Origin of the sequence: Microbacterium sp. LWH10-1.2 (assembly GCF_038397765.1) — a bacterium.
Lineage (GTDB): Bacteria > Actinomycetota > Actinomycetes > Actinomycetales > Microbacteriaceae > Microbacterium > Microbacterium natoriense.
This window is the reverse complement of sequence record NZ_CP151638.1, coordinates 16,840-35,789: the sequence shown is the minus strand read 5'-3', so window position 1 is coordinate 35,789 and position 18,950 is coordinate 16,840. Positions and strand designations below refer to the sequence as shown.

The window sequence follows — 18,950 nt, the reverse complement described above, 5'->3', positions numbered from 1 at the left end:
GGTTCAGTACTTGCGGTCGGGCAGAGCGGCCTTGGCGGCCTCGGCGGAGTCGAACGCCTTGCTCGGGACGACGATGTACGAGTCGACCTTGTCGCCGTCGAGCGCCTTCTTGACGACGTCGAGAGCGGTCTCGCCGAAGAGCGGGTTGTACTCGTGGACGTAGCTGAGCTTGCCGTCGGCGAGCGCCTGGATGGCGTTCTTGGTGCCGTCGATCGTCGCGATCTTGACGTCGGTGCCGACGGTCAGACCGGCCTCTTCGACCGCCTGGGATGCGCCGAGGCCCATCTCGTCGTTCTGGGCGAAGATGAACTGGATGTCGTTGTTGTTCGACTTGAGCAGGGTCTCCGTGACGCTCTTGCCCTCTTCGGTGGACCAGTTCGCGGTCTGCGCCGCGACCTTGACCAGCGAGGAGTCGCCGAGGCCCTCTTCGAAGCCCTTGTTGCGCTCGTTCACGACGCCGACGCCGGCCGGGCCCTCGAGGACGATGTAGTTGCCGCCGTCGGGGAACTCGGCTGCGGCCCAGGTGCCGACCTCCTTCGCGACCTCGACGTTGTCGGGCGCGATGCGGGTGACGTAGAGGCTGGTGTCGTCGGGCTCGATGCCGCGGTCGAGGAGGATGACAGGGATCTCCGCCTCCTGCGCGCGCTTGAGCGAGTCCTCCCAGCCGGTGGCCTCGGTGGCCGAGAGCAGGATGACGTCGACGCCCTCGTCGACGAACGACGTGAAGTTGTCGATCTGCGACTTCTGGTCGAGGTTCGCGGCCGGCGCGTACTTCAGGTCGTAGCCGGCATCCTCGGTGAAGGTGTCCTGGATGTTCTTCTCGTTGGCCTGACGCCAGCCGCCCTCGGGGCCGACGGCGACGAAGCCGACCGTGATGAGGTCGCCGGAGCCGGAGCCCGCGTCGGATCCGCCCTTGTCGTCCCCGCCGCCGCTGCAGCCCGTCAGGCCCAGCGCGAGAGCGCCGGCGACGCCGAGTCCGATCATTCCGAGCAGTCGCTTGGATGTAGCCATTGTTGTCTCCTCCTTGAGTGCCTCCGGCGGTTCGCCGTCGGGTAACGCGTCCGCCGTGGACGACGTGTGTGGTGCTGTGCTCACCCAATTGTGCGCGGTAACAAAACTTTGCGCAAGTCCGGATTCCCCGTCGTTACGCCGTCGTGACGAGAGGGGCGCCGAGGACGGTCTCCCGGCCTCGACGCCCCTCCGTCGGCGAGGGGTCAGCGCGCCGCGCCGCACCCGCCTGCCGGAAGGACGGTCTGCAGGGTGCGCTCATGGTGCACCCCGTCGACATCAGCCCTCAGCACGATCTGCGCGCTCCCCGCCGGGACGACGGCGAGCCTCGTCGACTGCGCTGCGGACGCGCTCGCCTGCGGGGAGAGCCCCGAGAACGCCCTCGAGCCGTACGGCGTCGTGACGGTCACGTCGGTCGCGACGTCTCCGGTGTTGGTCACCGTGAGGACGAGCTGCGCCTTGCCCGCCACGCAGCGCACACTGCCGACCAGCGTCGCATCGAGCGTCGGGCCGGCCCTGTCGACGAAGGCGATGTCGTAGGTGCGGGACGCGCCGGAGGGCGCCGTGACGAGCACCGTGGCGACCCCGGAGTCACCGGCCTGCGTGACCGCGACGGCAGCCGCGCCGTCGGTCGCGACCCCGCGCAGCACCGGACGCTGCTCGCCCGCGGGCCACGGCACCTCGTACGCGGTCGTCGCCGATGCGAAGCCCTGCAGCGGCACGCCGTCCAGGGTGATCGCGGAGAGCGTGTCCACCGAGGAGACGCCGGGGGCGGATGCCTGCAGCTCGACCTCCGACACGATCATGTGGGTGGCGGCGCGGGCGTTCATGACCACCCTCACGGCATCGGCCTGCACGGAGCCCAGCGGCACGTCGACCACAGGAGCGGAGCCGTCCGCCGGGACGGGGACGTCGACGAGGGACCCGACCGTCGTCCAGGCGCCGGCGCCGAGGCGGTACTGCACGGAGAGCGACTGCGGCCAGCTGTTCGACGAGCCGTCCTTGTAGAAGAAGATCCTGGCGCTCTGCATCGTCTCGGTGCGGGTCAGCGCGTAGGTCAGCGTGTCCTGCGTGTTCTTCGTGCCCGACCTCCAGTTCGACCATCCCTTGTCCGTGGTGAGGCCGTTCTTCGTGCGGTCGGCGCCGTAGCTGGAGCTCTCGGTGAAGGTCGCGGATGCCGTGCTCGCCGGGGCGACGTTCCGCGTCGACGGGACGGTCACGATCACCGACAGGGTCGCCGTGAGCGCTCCCCCGCCCGGCGCGCGTGCCGACCCCGGCACGGTGACGACGCCGGGAGTGGCGAACGAGGAGTCGGCGACTCCACTCCAGTCCCAGGTGACGTCGACGGGCAGCCGCTGGTCGGTGGCTCCGATCACGGCGGGCGCCGTCGCCGGCGCCGCGGCTCGCACCGAGGACAGCGGTGCACCCGCGTACGTCGTGACGGACACCGGATCGGTGATCGTCACGGACCCGACCTCGACGATCGCCGTGGCCGTGAAGGCCGCGCCGAAGAGGTCGACGCCCGTCCCGTCGATCGTCCTGGTGCCGGGCGCCGACCAGTCAGCCCCCGCCGTGTTCCACGTGACAGCGGCGGTGCGCTCGACACCACCCCGGTAGGTCAGCGCCACCGTGGAAGGAAGTGCCGGGGCCGTGCCCTGCACCGCACCCGTCGTGACCTTCTGCACCTCGACCAGTTCGGTGTCGGCGAGCGTCCAGCGCTGGTTCGCCCCGTCGTTCGAGGTCCACAGCCCCACGCTCGCGCCATCGGCGGAGCTCTGCCCGTTCACGTCGAGCACACGCTCGCCCGAGACGCTGAGCAGCGAGAACGTCGAGCCGTCGGCGGTGGACGAGATCCACTGCAGGGCGGGATCGGATGCCGCCTGCTCCGGCGTGGCGGAGACCACGGTCGCCCCTCCGCCGGACTCGGCGAGGAATCTGCCGTCACCCGACTGCAGGGCGAAGCGGTGCCGATCGGTCCCCTCTCCCGACAGGGTCCGCACGGTCCAGGTCTGGGCGGTCGCGGCATCCGCGGTGGTGGCGGGGGTGCGGATGACCGCCGCCGTGCCGTTCGCGGCGAGCGCCTTGCCGCTCTGCACGCCGAACAGCTGGTAGCTGTGGCCGTCGCGCAGCGAGGCGGCCTCGTCGGCGACGCCGGAGACCCCGGAGATCACGAGCGTCGTCACCGACTTCGCGGGGACGGTGATCTTCGCGGTGCGGGTGGCCGCGTCGACCGCGACGGGCGCTCCCGCCACGAGCGCGTTGCTCGTGGGGTTCGCGGCCGTCGACTGCGTGGTCACGATCGGCGTCACGGTCGCCCCTGCCGCCACGGCGCCGAAGCGCGAGAGGTCGAGCGTGAGCTCACGCGCCGAGGACTCCGTGTTCACGTGCACGAGGGTCGCGGCGTCGCCGGAGGCCGAGACGGCCGCGGTGGTCTGCGCGTCGCCCGACGGGATGAGGGCATCCCCCGGACGGATGTAGTGCGTGAAGTTGCGCACGGTGTTGAACTTCGCGTTGGTCTGCACGCGGCAGCTCGGGTCGGCCTCGCCGTCGGCGATGCGCCGCACGGAGTCGCCGTCGGCGTTGCAGTCGAAGTCGACGAACACCGATCCCCAGTTCTTGTTCTCGACCTTCTGCATGTTGTAGGTGTCTTCGACCGGCTGCCAGAACACCCAGGCGCTCGGCTCCAGCTCGCGCAGGTCGTCGACGATGCGACCGGCCATCCCGAGGCCGTTCTCGATGTTGGTGAGGTTGTAGCCGGTGCCGTCCCAGTCGCCCTCGACCTCGCTCATCCACAGCGGCTTGTCGGCGCTCTTCGCGATGTCCCTCACCACGAGCCGCCCTGAGGTGCCGTAGGTGTGTACGTTCAGCTGGTCGACCTCGGCCTTGGACTCGTCGCTCCACGCGTTCCAGTTGGTCGCGAAGATCGACGGGTTCGTCTCGTCCATCGCCGAGATCGGCACGTCGGTGGCGGTGCCGGGCTCCGCCAGGCGGTCGGCGAGGACCTTGATCATCGCGTCCTGGGCGGCCGGTCCGATGTGCGCGCCCTCCTGCCTGCTCGCCGAGGTGGGCCATCCGTCGGGTCCGAGAGTGGTGGACCAGTAGTTCGTGTTGGGCTCGTTGAACGGATCGAGGCTGGCGAAGTCGATGCCGTGCTCCTGCTCGAGGCGCTCGACGACCGTCACGAGGTAGTCCGCATACGCGTCCATGTCGGCGGCGGACAGCTGCTCCGCGTTGCCGTTGCCGATGCCGCCCGAGACGTAGCCGCTCTGGGTGAGGAAGTAGGGCGGCGAGTTGCTGAACGCCTCCCAGTGCGTGATGCGGTCCTTCAGGGCGTCGATCCACCAGCGCTGGGTCTCATCGGCGTCGAAGTCGTAGCTCGCCGGGTCGTCGCCGTCCCAGGCCGCACGGTACTCCGCGCGGTCGGCGTACGTCGAGCTCGCGAGATCGGGGTTCCACCAGCCCTCCACGGCGCCGCCGGGGCGCAGGTACCCCGGCACGTCGGTCGCGTTACCTCCGCCGATGTTGTACCGGGCGATGTTGAGGTTGAGCCCGTCCTCGCCGAAGACCTTGTCGAGCAGATCCTGCCGGACGTCGTCGGGGTAGCCGCCCGTCGCGTTCGCGAACCAGACGAGGCTGGTCCCCCATCCCTCGAACGGGGATGACGCGTAGCCGGGGTTGGGGGTGATGGTGAGCGGGATCGCAGCCGCCTGCGCCGCGGGGGCGCCGGTCACGAGCGCGCCGGCGCCGAGGGCGCAGATCCCGAGCGCGGCAATGGTTCTCTTCGACTTCATCGTCTGTCCTCAGAGTATGTGTTGACGTCAACAGTGAGCGGTAACAGCGAGCATAGGGACACCCCGCTCCCACGTCAACAGGCGCGTCACCTTAGGGGACGCCCCGGGCCGTCGCCGAATGGCCGCGCCGCGATCCGGCGCCTCGATGAGCGCGAGAGGAGTCGGCTCAGCTCCGCGGAGCGGCGGTCGACGCGCGCAGCTTGAGCTCGGGCTGGATCAGCTCGCGCTCCTCCGTCTCGCCGCCCTCGATCGCCGAGAGCAGCTCTCCGATGACGAGCCTGCCGAGCAGCGTGAAGTCCTGACGAACCGTCGTGAGCGGGGGCAGGTAGTGCCGAGCATCCGGCACGTCGTCGAAGCCGACGACGCTCACGTCGTCTGGCACCCGGATGCCACGCTCGGCGAGGCCGTGCATGAGCCCGAGGGCCATCTGGTCGTTCGCGACGAAGACGGCCGTGGCGTCGCCGAGCTCGACGCTCGTGCCGAACGCGTACCCCGAATCCGACGACCAGTCGCCGATCATCGGCTCGGCCACGGGAAGACCGGCCTCCTCGAGCACCGCGCGCCAGGCCTCGGTCCGCGCCTTGGCGTCGAACCAGTCCGGCGGACCGGCGACGTGCAGGATCGAGCGGTGTCCGAGATCGATCAGGTGGCGCACCGCCGCCGTCGCGCCCGCGCGCTGATCGACGGATGCCGTGTGCATCTCCTCATCGGGCTCCTCCTTGACGACCAGCGTCGGCACGCCGATCGACTGACGTCGCAGCAGGTCGAGGGACGAGGCGCGGGGGGCGATGACGCACAGGGCGTCGACGCCCTGGGTGATGAGCTCCATCACCCCGGCGTCGACGCGGCGGTCCTCCCCGTCACCCACGGAGAACGAGCTCACTGCGTAGCCGTACTCGCGCGCGGCGACCTCGATCGCGCGCAGGGTGCTGCTGGGTCCGAAGTAGCCGGGGTTGTCGATCAGGGCGCCGATGCGCATGGTGCGGTTGGTGGCGAGGGCCCTGGCGATCGAGCTGCGCGTGTAGCTCATCTCGGCGATCGCGTTCATCACCTTCTCCCGCGTGGATGCGCGGATGTTCGGGTGCCCGTTGAGCACGCGCGAGACGGTCATGTGCGACACTCCGGCGCGATCCGCCACATCGTAGATGCTCGGCTTGCGCGGCCCGCCTCCGTCTGTGCTCACGCTTTCCCCCTGACCATGTGACCGGCAACAACACGACATTACTGCGCGGGGCACAGAAACACGGAGTTTCCGCCCGCGGGTCACCCCGCGGGCGGAAACTCCGTCGGTCCTGCCGGTGTCAGCCGCAGCTGCGCGCGACGTACCCGGCGGTCGCCGCGACCGAGCGCCCGTCGACGGTCGCGGTGACCGACACCGTCCCGGCGGGGATGCCGGCGAGACGGGTCGACAGCGTCTGCGAGGTCGACGCGTCGACGGCCACGGATTCGACCGCCCGCGTGCCGTAGGCCGTGGCGAGTTCGAGGGCGACGGGGGTCTCCCCCGTGTTCTTCACCTGCACGACGAGCGTCACCTTGCCTGCGGTGCACCGCGTGGTCGCCACCACCGACACCTCCGGCATCGGCGCCTGCGGTTCGATCAGCTGCGGAGCGACGCTCTCCAGCGTCGGCACCACCGCCGTGATCAGGCCGTCGGCTCCGAACTCCACCCTGTCGATCGTGGTCTCACGGTTGTTGCCGTTTCCGCCGGGGATGGCGAAGCGATGATAGGCGATGTACCAGTCGTCGGTCCCCGGCACGTTGATGATCGAGCTGTGGCCTGGGCCCTTGATGCCGAGGGAGAGGTCCTTCTGCAGGATCACCCCGCGGTACGTCCACGGTCCGGTCATGCTCGTCGCCGTGGCGTAGCCGACGCGGTAGTTCTCCGAGCCGGTGTCGTCGATCGCGTACGTCAGGTGGTACAGACCGTTGCGGTAGTTGAAGAAGACGCCCTCGCGGAAGTCCGTCAGTCCGCTGATCCGCTGATAGGTGCCGGCCTTGATGGAGATCATGTCGTCGTTCAGCTCGGCGAGCACCGGGGAGCCGTTGCCCCATCCGAGGTACCACTTGCCCGTCACGGGGTCGTGGAACGCCGCGGGGTCGATGGCCTGCCCCGAGGTGACGGCCTCGTTGTTGAGGATCATCGCCTGCGGCTGCGCGACGAACGGCCCGTACGGGCTGTCGGCGACGGCGACGCCGATCGTCTTGCGGTTCAGGGCCGCGTTGTGGCCGCTGAAGTAGAAGTAGTACTTCCCCTCCCGCTCGATGATCGTCGGAGCCCACGCGTTGCCCGTGGCCCACGGCACGTCGCCGTTCGCCCCGTCGAGAGTGAGGAACGGCTCGTCGGAGCGTGTCCAGTCGACCAGGTTCTTCGAGCTCCAGACGTAGAACTCCTTGCCGCCCCAGCCGGCGTAGCCGTCGGAGGTGGCGTAGATGAAGTACGTGTCGCCGAACACCGCGATGTTCGGGTCGGCGTACAGCCCCGGCAGCACCGGGCTGTTCACGACGGTCGCCGTGATCGTCCACGTCGTGGTCGCACCCCCTGGTGCGGTGAGCGTGTACGTCTTCGGCGTGCGCAGGTCGACGACCGTGCCGGATGCCGGAGACACCGTCACCCCGGCCGCCGTGCCGAACGTCGGGGCGAGGGCGGCGAGGTCCGTCCCCTTGACGACCGGAAGGGTGGCGGTGTGCGCGGTTCCGTCGACCAGCGGCGCGACCTTGAGGGCGGCGGGGTCGGCGAGGGACACGTTGATGAGCTGATCGGTGACCCCCGCGTTCCCGAGGATCTCGGTGTCGCTCAGCGCGCGGTTGTAGATGCGCACGTCGTCGAACCATCCCTTGAAGTACTCGTCGGCCCCGTAGAAGGATCTGCCGAGGTAGCCGGAGAGGTTCGAGCCGAGCTGCTGCACGGTCGCCCCGAGCGTCGAGTTCTCGCCCAGCTTGACCCCGTCGGAGTACACCTTCATCGTCGTTCCGTCGAAGACCACGTCGATCCGGTGCCACTGCCCGGCCGAGACCGTCCCGGTGACGGCCGACTCGTTCTGCCAGGAGCTCTGGGTGATGGCGCTGCGGACGTCTCCTCCGCGGACGCGGAGGAAGTGGTACCTGGTGGTGTCCGCCCCCATCGCGAAGGTGAAGAAGTTGCCGCTGGTCTTCTCCGACTTCACGTCCATCGACACCGTCATGGTGCTGCGGCCGTCGAAGAAGCCCGTGGGGAAGGCGGCGTATCCGCCGGAGCTGCCGTCCAGGCGGAGCGCCTTGCCCTTGACGGCATCCGTCGCCACCGCCGCGGTGCCGAAGGCGGTGAGGTCCGCCGTCCCGGCGGAGTCCTTCAGGGTGCCGTCGTCGAAGGTGTACTCCGCGATGGGCTGCTCCTGCGGCTCCTCCGGCTCGACGCGATCGGGGCCGTAGGCCGCGAGCAGCCTCTCCTCCTCGGCATGTGAGAGGCGGATGACGGAGCCGTGACGGAACTTCTGGTCGAAGGAGTACTGGTTCGCGCCGGCGCCGCTGCTCAGCTGGGTGAACTGCAGGCTCGCGAGCGTGTCGGCGGTGTGGCCGTAGTACGCGTTCTGATCGCCCATGACCGACCAGCGCCCGTCGGGCAGCTGATAGACCGTGAGCCCCTCCATCGACGCCCGCAGGCCGTGGGACGCCGCCTGCCCCGAGGCGATCACGGTGGTCCACGGGCCGTCGAGACTCGTGGCCGTGTCGACCACGGTGTTCCAGTCCGAGGTGGAGAACCGGTAGTAGGTGTCGCCCTCCTTGGCGATCGTGGAGTCGATGATGTTCGGTCCTGTCGCACCGTCGCCGCGGTCGTTCAGGGAGGCCCAGATCTCGGGCTCGGTGAAGGTCACGAAGTCCCGGGTCTTGGTGAGGTAGACGCGCAGCGCCCAGTCGTTCGTGCCGTCGTCGCGCTGATCGCGGGCAGACCAGTACACGTAGTACTCGCCTGTGGCGTCGTTGTAGATCGCCTCCGGCGCCCAGACGCACCCCGCCTTGTCGAAGCCGGCGAAGACGATGCGCTGATCGCTCCAGGTGACGAGGTCGGTCGACTCCCAGACGACGATGCTCTGGCTCGCGGTGAGCTGGTTCCAGCCCGAGCCGCCCGCGCCGCCGCCCTCGGCGTGCAGATCGGTGCCGATGATCCAGTACTTGTCGCCCTCGGGAGCGCGCACCAGGTGCGGATCGCGCACGCCGAGGTCACCCGCGAGGTTCGCGAGGATGGACTTGTCGTCGTTCAGCTTCGACCAGTGCAGGCCGTCGTCGCTGTGACCGAAGAAGATCTTCTCGTAGCCGCCCTCCGTCGCGAAGTGCGTCCAGAGATAGCCCGCCGTGTAGTCCCGGTCGAGCACTGCGGGGGCCGCGGTGACGGTCACCGCGAGCGAGCGCTGCGCCGTCGTCCCCGGCACCGTCGCGGTGAGGGTGACCGCGGTGTCGGCGCTCCCCCTGGTCACGACGCCCGGCGCCCTGCCGTCCTGCGCGGTCGTGGAGATGACGCCCTGAGGCGACGCGGACCACACGATGCTGCTGCCGTTGACCGCGCCCGTCGACGGGAGGGTGATGTTGCCGCGGATGTCGTCGGCGTTCGGGATCGTGATGCCGTCGAGGTCCGCCTGAGCGAGGGCGTCGCCGCCGGGCAGGGGGAGCACCGTGGCGTCGAACGTGCGCGTCGTGGTGGAGGCCCCGCGGACCACCGTCGCGGTGAGGACGACGTGCGCCGACGCGCTGCCGGCCGCCGGGCGGGTGACGACGCCGCTCGCGCTGATGCGCGCGGCGTCGCTCGACGCCCACGAGATCGTCGACCCGTTCGCCCCCGTGCTCGGAAGAGCCAGGTCGGCTGCGACCTGCGAGAGGTCGCCGAGGGAGAGCCCCGCGGCATCCCGCTGCATCCTGATCGCGTCGGTGGGGACGAGAGCGGCGACATCTCCCGCGCTCAGCGCGCTGCTGTAGATGCGCACGTCGCGGAGGCTGCCCGCGAGGGTCCTGTCGGCGTTGTACACCGATCGACCGAGGTAGTTCGCGGTCGTCACGCCGCCCCCGATCGCCGCGGGGGTCAGCGTCACCGCGGTGTTCTGCGCCACCTGCACCCCGTCGAGGTAGATGCGGGCGGTGTCGGTGGCGTCGTCGAGCGTGTAGGTCAGGGTCTTCCAGACGTCGCGCTGCAGGTTCGCGCCGGATCCGCCGACCGTCTGCTCCGTCGACCAGTTGCCGCTCGCGATGGAGGCCTTGTACGGGTTGCCCGTGGAGTAGAGGTAGCCGTTGCCGACCCCGGAGGCGTCGGTGTTGCCGAAGCCGTAGATGAAGTACGGGGTCGCCTGGGCCTGCCGCACCAGGACCTCCGCGCTCACCGTGATCGAGGTGAGTCCGGCGAGGAGGTTGTCGGGGAGCTTCACATGGTCGTCGACCCCGTCGAGGCGGACGCCCTCTCCCCCCGCGAGCGTCGGCGCGCCGACGTAGGTCGCGTTCCGACCGGAACCGGAGGCGTCGGCCGCGACGGTGCCCGTCGTCTCGCTGAGCGGGTAGTAGGCGACGAGGGTGTCGGCCGCGGATGCCGGCGAGGCGGCGACCACGGCGCCGCCGATGCCGAGAACGAGGGTCGCCAGGCCTGCGACGGCCCTGGCGGCGAAGCGTTGCGTCATTGCATCTCCTTCTGTGCGGCCGTCGTCGGCCATGGTCTACGGGGCGGTCGGCGTCGGCCGCCCCCTGTGAGGTCAGTCGCCGTGACGGCGACGGCGGACGAGGAGTCGAGCGATGAGGAGGGCGATGCCGATCCCGACGAGCAGCGCGCCGACGAGCAGGATCGCGCCGGGCACGTCGGCGCCGGTGCCGGGGAGCTGACCGCCGACGCAGACGCCGACGCAGTCGAGCGGAGAGATGTCGACGTGGATCTGCACGCCGCGCACGCCGTCGGCTGCGGAGTCACCCTCGGCGTCGACGGCCGCTGCGGCGCCCGCGACCCCGGCGAGGATCGATGCGATCACCGCACGGCCTCTTCTCGGCGGGCCTCGTCGAGTGCCTCTTCGCGTCCGCGCTCCCGCGCGGTGCTGAGGAGCGCCTCCATGCGGCGCCGGGAGCGGATGCGGTTCCAGAGGAGCGCGAGGATCAGCAGGGCCGCACCGGCCAGGAGGCCGAGCTGCGGCCATGGCATCGCCCAGACCGTGACGGACGTGGTCGAGGCGTCGACCGCGAGGGGGTCGCCGGCGAGCGTCGACGACGACGGGGTGATCCGCAGGTCTCCGCCGACGGCGACGAGCGGCCACACGTCCGGCACCGTGATCGTGAAGGTGCGGCTCTCGCCGGGAAGGATCTCCTGGCGGCGCTCCCCCTCGGCGGGGAACGCGATGGTCTGTCCGGCGATGCTGAGCTCGCCCGCGGCATCCAGTCGGGTGTTGCCGGTGTTGGCCACGTCGAACGACACGGTGGCCGACCCCGCTCTGAACGGATTCCAGGTCATCTCGTAGTCGGCGCTGAGGTTGCGGACCGCGAACGCCGGGGCGATCTCGCCGGTGACGCGGGTCATCACCTTGATCCCGACGCGGCTCTCGACGCCGACCCCGGTGCCGCCGGCGTCGTCCCTCTGGATCGACAGCACGGATGCTGCGACTCCCGCCGCGTGGTCGCCGGGTTCGGCGTTGTCGGGCACCGCGACCGTGAACGGCACCACGACGGCGCCGCCCGCGGGGACGGAGACCTCGTCGGGGAGCGAGATCCAGGTGCCGGCGGCCACGGACTCCTGGTCGGAGGGCAGCATGTCGAACCGGCCGGCGGGCGTGTAGTAGCCGTCTGCCGCGGCGAGGTGGAAGACGACGTCGGCCGAGCCGAGGTTGCGCACGACGATGTGGTCGTCGACGCTCTCGCCGGGGTCGAGCTCATGCTCGACCGAGGTGCGGCCGTCAGGACCCGATTCGTCCGCCGGTGACACCGACCACGAGACCGCGTCGCTCGGCGCCTCCTCGGCCTGGGCGACCGAGGGGACTCCGAGCACGCCGAACGCGGCCACGAGGACGGCGGCGCACAGTGCGAGCGGGGTGGGGGTGGGAGAGGTCATGGCGTCACCGGCAGACGATGGGGGGGATCAGTACGCGTCTTCGAAGAGGGACAGCGTGAGCAGCGAGGTGTACGACCCGGGTGCCACGGTGACCGGGGTCTTCAGCACGAGGTTGGCGTTCGCGGTCCACTGCCCGGAGACGGCCTTGGCGTCGGCGGAATCGAGAGCCAGGTAGAGCAGCTCCTGACCGGCGAGGCCGACCGCGTTCTGACCAGAGTCGAGCGAGGTGTCGACGACGTCGCCGGGTGCGACCTCGCCGTCGTTGGCCGTGACGACGGCCGGAGCCCAGCCGAGGTGGTCGGGGGTGATGTTCGGCTGGCCGGCGGTGCCGACGAAGTCCCCTGCCTGACCGACGACGTACCAGGCGACCCCGGCAGGGACGTCGGTGCGGGTGTCGGTGACGGTCACGTTCGGCAGAGCGCCGGTGAACTGGCGGAAGGATGCCGTCGTCCCGCTCTCGGTGAGAGTGGTCTCGGTGTTCGCGACGGTGAGGCTGAGCGCGCCGTTCGCGGTGGGGGCGATGTCGACCTTGACGTCGACGCCGTCGGTGTCCTCGGCGTCGGGGAACTCGGCGAAGGCGGCCGAGCCGACGCCGACGAGCAGCAGCCCGCCCAGGATTCCGGCTGCGCAGCGTGCTGCGGTGCCCTTCTTCATCATCTTCGTTTCTCCAGTTCCTCGGCCGGCGGATGCCGCACCGAATCGGCGATCAGCCGAGGAGCTGTCGGGTGCGCTCCTCGGATTCGGGCAGGAACTGCATGGGCGTCCTTGCCGCTTCCACTCCCAGCAGTGGGCGTGGCGTCTACCGATCACTGTCTGTTACCGGTAACGGGCCGACTGTAGCATACGGCCGCGCGTGCACGCCAGCATCGGATTCCACGGTCGCAACCATTTCACCGACCCCTGTCTTTTCGGTGTTGTGTCCGCTAACATTCCCCGAGGAAGCCCACCCGAGGGCTCACCAGGCGCAGCCGGAGCCCTGCCACACGCCCGTCAACGACGACAAGGAGTACCGCCCATGAGCGCACCCACCCGACCACCTCGACGCCGCCGGATGCTCGCCGCCGGCGTGATCGGCTCGCTGGCGGCATCCGTCTGCGCGTTCGCCCCCTCGGCGGCGTTCGCGGCCGACGTGCCCGCACCGGCCGCGCACTACGACATGTCGCACTCTGGTCAGGCGCTGATCGACGTGTCGGGCAACGGCCGCAACGCCGCGCTCACCGGATTCACCGACGCGTCGTTCGTCGACGCGTCGGGCGACGCCGTGCTGAGGTTCAAGAAGGACGGGTACGCGAGCCTCCCCCAGGGGCTCGTCACCGGCGCCGACAACGACTTCACCGTCGAGTACACCGTGGCGACGCAGACCGCGACCAACCAGTTCGGATGGGTCATCGGCGACGGCGTCGGCGCGTGGAACACCACCCAGCTCGGCAACCACGTGTTCGTCAACCCCCGCTCCGCGGAGGGCTCCTACGCGAACCAGGTGCTCTCCGGCATCCGCGTGAAGTCGGGAAGCAGCAACGGCGAGGTGCGCCTGCCCGCCGGCGGCGGCCTGAACCCCGGCTTCACCACCCTCACCATGGTCGGCAGCGGCAGCACGCTCACCCTGTACCGCGACGGCCAGGTCATCTCGACCGCCACGCACGCGTACAACCTCAGCTCGATCGTCCCCACAGGCAGCACGCTCGGCTACCTCGGACGCTCGCTCTACACGGGCGACGCGCTGCTGCAGGCCGACGTCACCGACGTGAAGTTCTGGGACACCTCGCTCACGGCCGCGCAGGTCGCGGCGAGCATGCCCACGTCCGGCCAGAAGGCCGCCACCACGCAGGGCCTGCTCCGCTCCGATCTGCTGCCGATCATCGTCGGCGCGAACAGCTCCCTCGACGCCGTGCGCAGCAACCTCGTGCTCCCGGCATCCTCCAACGGCGTCGCGCTCACCTGGTCGTCCTCGGCCCCCTCGGTGATCTCGAACACCGGCGTGGTGTCCCGCTCCGTCACCTCCGACACCGCCGTGACCCTCACCGCGACCCCCGCCCAGGGCTCGCCGATCACGTTCTCCGTGACCGTCGCCGCGGCATCCGCCTCCGCCGACCTCGATGCGCTCTCGATCGCCCCGCGCACCACCGAGAATCTCCCGCTCGTCACGAAGGGCGCCGTCGACGGATCGACCATCACGTGGACGTCGTCCGACGCCGCCCTGGTCACCCCCACCGACCCCGCCTACGCGGCCCCCGCCGTCGGCATGGCCGACCCGTACCGCGGCGGCGGCCTCGTCGAGCGCCCCGCCTACGGCGCCGGCGACCGCGAGGTCACCCTGACCGCGCACGCGACCCTGAACGGCACGACCGTGCAGCGCGAGTTCGCCGTGACGGTCGCCGAGCACGGCCGCACCGCACCGGATGCCGGCTACGCCAGCGCCTACTTCAAGTCCGACAGCGACGAGAAGATCTACCAGGCGGCGACCAGCGGAAACGACTTCTTCACGTTCTCCCCCGTCAACGGCGGCAACCCCGTGATCGCCTCCACCGCCGACACCAAGGGTCTGCGCGACCCGTACATCCTGCGCTCGCACGACGGCGACAAGTACTACATGATCGCCACCGACCTCTGCATCGGCTGCGGCACCGGCTGGGGCCCCGCGCAGTCGCAGGGCAGCCTCAAGGTCGAGGTCTGGGAATCGACCGACCTCGTGCACTGGGACCGCACCAACGGCGAGAACACCGGCATCACGATCAACCAGCCCGAGGCCGGCATGACCTGGGCCCCCGAGGCGTACTGGGACGACGACCTGCAGTCCTACGTCGTGTTCTTCGCCTCGCGCCTGTACTCCGACGCCTCCCACACGAACACGGACAAGCTCTACGCCCGCATGTTCGCCGTGCTCACCCGCGACTTCCAGACGTTCACCTCGCCGCCCGCGAGCTGGCAGGACACCGGGTACGCGCGCATCGACTCGACCGTCACGAAGATCGGCGACTACTACTACCGCTTCACGAAGAACGAGGAGTCCGGCGCCGCCGGCACCCTCGAGGCGGGCAAGGACATCTTCCTGGAGCGCTCGAAGGTCCTCACCGCGCCGACCACCTCGTCGAGCTGGAGCGCCGACCCGACCCAGACCTGGCAGCTCACCGACACCCGCATGACGAGCCTCGAGACCGGACAGGCCGGAGAGGGCCCCGAGATCATCAAGCTCAACGAGGGCGACCCGAACAACGCGAGCGGCGACGGCTACGTCTTCCTCGTCGACAACTACGGCGCCGGCGGCTACCGCGCGTTCGTGACCACGGGCGACGAGATCGCCTCGAGCAGCCAGTCGAACCGCCTCTCGCAGCGGTCCACCTGGAACGTGCGACCCCAGGGCGGACTCCCCGCGAGCCCGCGGCACGGCGCGTTCGTCAGCGTCCCGCAGACCGTGCTCACCGCGATGCACGACTGGACGTCGATCGCGGCCGTCTCCTCGTCGACGGCTCTCACGGTGAACGGTCGGCAGGCGACGGCATCCGTCACCGCCGCAGACGGCGGAGACGTCGCCGGCGCCGTGACCTTCGCCGGCGGCTCCTGGAGCACCACGGTCGCGCTGAGCGACGGCACGGCGACGGTCACCGTGCCCGCCGGGGTGACCAGCGTCACCGCGACGTACGACGGCTACCGCGACGGGCTCGTCTCGACCTCCGCCTCGGCCGCCGCCCCCGTGGACGGCCTGACGATCACCGCGAACGCCACGCTCCGCTGCGTCGCCGGCAAGGCGCAGGTCGTCGTCGCCGTGCACAACGCCTCGGCGGTCCGCGCCGACGTGACCGTCGCGACCCCGTACGGCTCGAAGACGGTCTCGCTCGCGGCGGGCGCCTCGACGTCGGCGTCGTTCGCGAGCCGCCTGGCCACGGTCCCCGCCGGAACGGTCGCCGTGACCGCCACGGGCGCGGACGGGCAGACCTACGGAGCCACCACCCCCACCCCCGCCGGCGCCTGCGGCTGATCGGAGAAGAGAACATGACGACCCTGCTCTCCAGGAGCATCAGGAAGACGGCGGCCATCGCCGCCGCCACGGCGACCATCGTGGCGATCGGAGCGGTGTCCACGCACACCGCCTCGGTCGCCGCGGGCGGTCCCGCACCGCTCATCCACTACACGTTCGACTCCGCCGCCGGCGGCACCGTCGGCGACGCATCGGGCAACGGCTACGACGGCGTGATCAAGCAGACCGGCGCCACCGTGCAGAACGGGCAGCTCACGCTGCCCGGAGGCGCCAGGGCCACCGCGGGCTATCTCGAGATCCCGACGGCCGGGCTCGTCGGGGCGCAGCAGCTGACCGTGTCGACCTGGCTCACCGGCCGGTCGGGGGCCGCCAACACCGCGGCGGCCTTCATCGGCGCCCCCGTCGCCTCCGGTGCGAGCTACTCCAGCGGATACTGGCTGCTGAACCCGACGAATCCGAACGGCTACGTGAAGTCGGTCGTGACGAACGCGACGAACGCCTCGGCGCCCTGGGGCACCGAGGTTGGAGCCGGCGCCACGAACGCGGCGAGCAGCGGCATCCGCACACCCTCGGGCCCTGCGCTGTACACGACCGTGATCGACGGCGCCGCCGGCACGCTCACGACGTACGTCAACGGCGCGCAGATCTCGTCCGTGCCGATCGCGCGCTCCGTGGCGTCGTTCGGCTCGTCGCTCGTGTCGTACCTCGGCCGTTCGACGTACAACGACAACGGGTGGGCGGGCGATGTCGACGACTTCGCCGTCTACTCCACCGCTCTCAGCGCGGCGCAGGTGCAGCAGGTCTTCTCCGACCAGGCGCTCGACCGGGCCGTCGCAGCGGTCTCGGTGCCTGGCACGGCGACCGCGTCCTTCACCCTGCCGACGAGCAGCAGCGGTGTGGCGATCTCGTGGGCGTCCGACGACGCCGCCGTGCAGGTGTCGGGCGGATCCGCCACCGTGACGCGACCGGCTCCGGGCTCAGCCGATGCCGTCGCCACCCTCACCGCGACCTTCACGCTGGGCGGGGCCACGACGACCCGCACGTTCTCCGTGACGGTCCCGGCCGAGCTGTCGGCGCAGGCGAAGGCGGATGCCGACATCGCCGCCGTCTCGATCGCCGGTCAGGACGACGTCCGCACGTCGTTCTCGGTTCCGACGAGCGGGGCCCACGGATCGACCCTGGACTGGACCGTCGTGTCCGGTGGCGCCGCGGCGACCCTCCGCGAGGGCGTCAAGGCCGGCGTCGCGACCGTGTCGATCACGCGCCCCGCAGCCGATGCCGCCGCCGCGACCGTCGTGCTGTCCGCGACGGCGACGAGCGGAGCAGCCACCGCGAGCCGCCAGTTCACGCTGACCGTGCGCCCGCAGCCGGCGGACGCCGGAGACCCCGAGGCGTACGTGTGGGCGTTCTTCACGGGTGAGGGGGCGGGCGCCGAGCGCGTCAGCCTCGCCGCCTCGAAGGGCGACGACGCGCTGCGCTGGAACACCCTGAACGACGGGGAGCCGATCTTCGCGTCCTCGCAGGGCACGCAGGGCCTGCGCGATCCGTTCATCATCCGCTCGCACGAGGGCGACAAGTTCTACATGCTCGCCACCGACCTGAAGATCGACGGCCTCGCCGGCGGCTTCACGACCGCGCAGATCTCCGGGTCGCTGTTCATCGAGGTGTGGGAGTCCACCGACCTCGTGAACTGGTCGGCGCAGCGCCACGTGCAGGTGTCGTCTGCCTACGCCGGCAACACCTGGGCACCCGAGGCGTACTGGGACGACGAGCTCGGCCGCTACGTGGTCTTCTGGGCGTCGAACCTGTACCCGACGACCGACGCCGCGAGCCGCACAGCGGTGACCTACAACCGAATGATGTACGCGACCACCGACGACTTCGTGACCTTCTCGGAGCCGCAGGTGTGGTCGGACGTGCCGCGTGGCACGGGCAAGGGCCTGATCGACTCCACGGTCGCGAAGCAGGACGGCGTGTACTACCGCTTCACGAAGGACGAGGCGTCGATGACCCTCCGCGAGGAGAAGTCGACCGACCTGCTCGCCACCATCACCGGTGCGCTGCCCGGAGCCTCCGGCGCCGCAGACCAGTGGACGTTGGTCAAGGAGCAGATCGCGACCGGACTGCCGAACGGCGAGCCGGGAGGCACGTACTCCAGCGGCGAGGGACCGAGCATCTTCCCCGCCAACCCGGGAGACGTGAACGGCTTCGAGTGGTATCTGTTCATCGATCAGCCGAACTACCACGGCGGGCCGAACCACTACATCCCGTTCGGGTCGGACGACATCGCGAACGGATCGTCGTGGCAGCCGCTCGGGTCCATCCTGCGCGCGAACCTGCCGCAGAACAGCGACGGAGGAAAGCCGCGCCACGGCACGGTGATCCCGGTCACCCGCGCCGAGTACCAGACGGTGCTCGAGGGCTTCGCGCCGGAGATCGCGGTGACCGAGGTCGCCCCGATCACGGCATCCACCACCGCCGGTCGCGCACCCTCGCTGCCGAAGGCCGTGCTGACGACCGCGAGCGGCGCGACCTCCACGGTCGACGTCGCCTGGGCGGGAGTGGACCCGGCCGACTACGCGTCCCCCGGCGCCTTCACGGTGCGCGGCATCGCGCAGGACGATTCGCGGATGCCGGTCACGGCCACCGTCACGGTCACGCCGGGCGTCGGTCTCGACGTGTCGTCCCGCTGCGTCGCCGGCAAGGTCGTCGTGACCGCGAAGGTGACGAACGCGGCGGCCTCCCCCGTCGAGGTCGCCCTGGCCTCGCCCTACGGCGAGCGCATCGTGGACGTCGCCGGAGGCAAGAGCACGACCGTGACCTACACGACCAGGGCGGCCTCGATCGCGGCCGGTCAGGTGCAGGCCTCGGTCGGCGGCGTCGCCGCGGCATCCGCCTCGTTCGCCGGGCGCACCTGCTGACGCCGTCCTGATCCACCCGTTCCGGTCGCGAACCCGGTCGAGGAGCATCGTCTCCTGCGACCGGGTTCGCGACCGGAGCGGGTCTGAACGTACTGCTCCACGGGCGACCCGACCGATGTGGACTGCGTGTACGCCAGCCCGACCAGGCAGTTCGACGGAGATGACGACGGGGCGACCCTGGACTGGACGGTCACCTGAGCGGAAGCCGC

At 70.4% G+C, this 18,950-nt stretch carries 9 protein-coding genes; 2 read left to right on the top strand and 7 right to left on the bottom strand.

Annotation, left to right across the window (positions count from 1 at the left end; all coding sequences use genetic code 11):
• Window positions 1-3 precede the first annotated feature (3 nt).
• The 7 genes from MRBLWH10_RS00130 to MRBLWH10_RS00100 form a co-directional block, all read right to left on the bottom strand.
• The gene (locus tag MRBLWH10_RS00130; RefSeq protein WP_105676806.1) at window positions 4-1,011 is read right to left on the bottom strand and encodes an ABC transporter substrate-binding protein; all 1,008 of its coding nucleotides are present in this window, start codon (window positions 1,009-1,011) and stop codon (window positions 4-6) included.
• Window positions 1,012-1,214: 203 nt separating this feature from the next.
• Window positions 1,215-4,799, bottom strand: coding sequence for a glycoside hydrolase (locus MRBLWH10_RS00125; RefSeq protein WP_341941172.1), 3,585 nt, complete (start codon window positions 4,797-4,799; stop codon window positions 1,215-1,217).
• A 166-nt stretch (window positions 4,800-4,965) separates the two neighbouring features.
• On the bottom strand, window positions 4,966-5,982 hold the full coding sequence (locus MRBLWH10_RS00120; RefSeq protein ID WP_223585792.1) for a LacI family DNA-binding transcriptional regulator: 1,017 nt from the start codon (window positions 5,980-5,982) through the stop codon (window positions 4,966-4,968).
• A 118-nt stretch (window positions 5,983-6,100) separates the two neighbouring features.
• A complete protein-coding gene (locus tag MRBLWH10_RS00115; RefSeq protein ID WP_341941171.1) occupies window positions 6,101-10,435 on the bottom strand; it encodes a family 43 glycosylhydrolase in 4,335 nt (1,444 codons plus the stop codon).
• 72 nt (window positions 10,436-10,507) lie between these two features.
• Window positions 10,508-10,777 carry a hypothetical protein gene (locus tag MRBLWH10_RS00110; RefSeq protein WP_341941170.1) on the bottom strand — a complete coding sequence of 90 codons (270 nt, stop codon included), beginning with the start codon at window positions 10,775-10,777 and terminating at the stop codon, window positions 10,508-10,510.
• A complete protein-coding gene (locus tag MRBLWH10_RS00105) occupies window positions 10,774-11,844 on the bottom strand; it encodes a hypothetical protein (protein ID WP_341941169.1) in 1,071 nt (356 codons plus the stop codon). The genes MRBLWH10_RS00110 and MRBLWH10_RS00105 overlap by 4 nt, the downstream gene beginning before the upstream one ends.
• Before the next feature lie 27 nt (window positions 11,845-11,871).
• The gene (locus MRBLWH10_RS00100) at window positions 11,872-12,501 is read right to left on the bottom strand and encodes a hypothetical protein (protein WP_105677078.1); all 630 of its coding nucleotides are present in this window, start codon (window positions 12,499-12,501) and stop codon (window positions 11,872-11,874) included.
• Window positions 12,502-12,859: 358 nt separating this feature from the next.
• Between MRBLWH10_RS00100 and MRBLWH10_RS00095 the strand changes: the two genes are divergently transcribed.
• Both MRBLWH10_RS00095 and MRBLWH10_RS00090 read left to right on the top strand, forming a co-directional pair.
• On the top strand, window positions 12,860-15,820 hold the full coding sequence (locus MRBLWH10_RS00095; RefSeq protein WP_341941168.1) for an immunoglobulin-like domain-containing protein: 2,961 nt from the start codon (window positions 12,860-12,862) through the stop codon (window positions 15,818-15,820).
• 14 nt (window positions 15,821-15,834) lie between these two features.
• Complete coding sequence (locus MRBLWH10_RS00090) at window positions 15,835-18,741, top strand: immunoglobulin-like domain-containing protein (protein ID WP_341941167.1); 2,907 nt, start codon at window positions 15,835-15,837, stop codon at window positions 18,739-18,741.
• Window positions 18,742-18,950 lie beyond the last annotated feature (209 nt).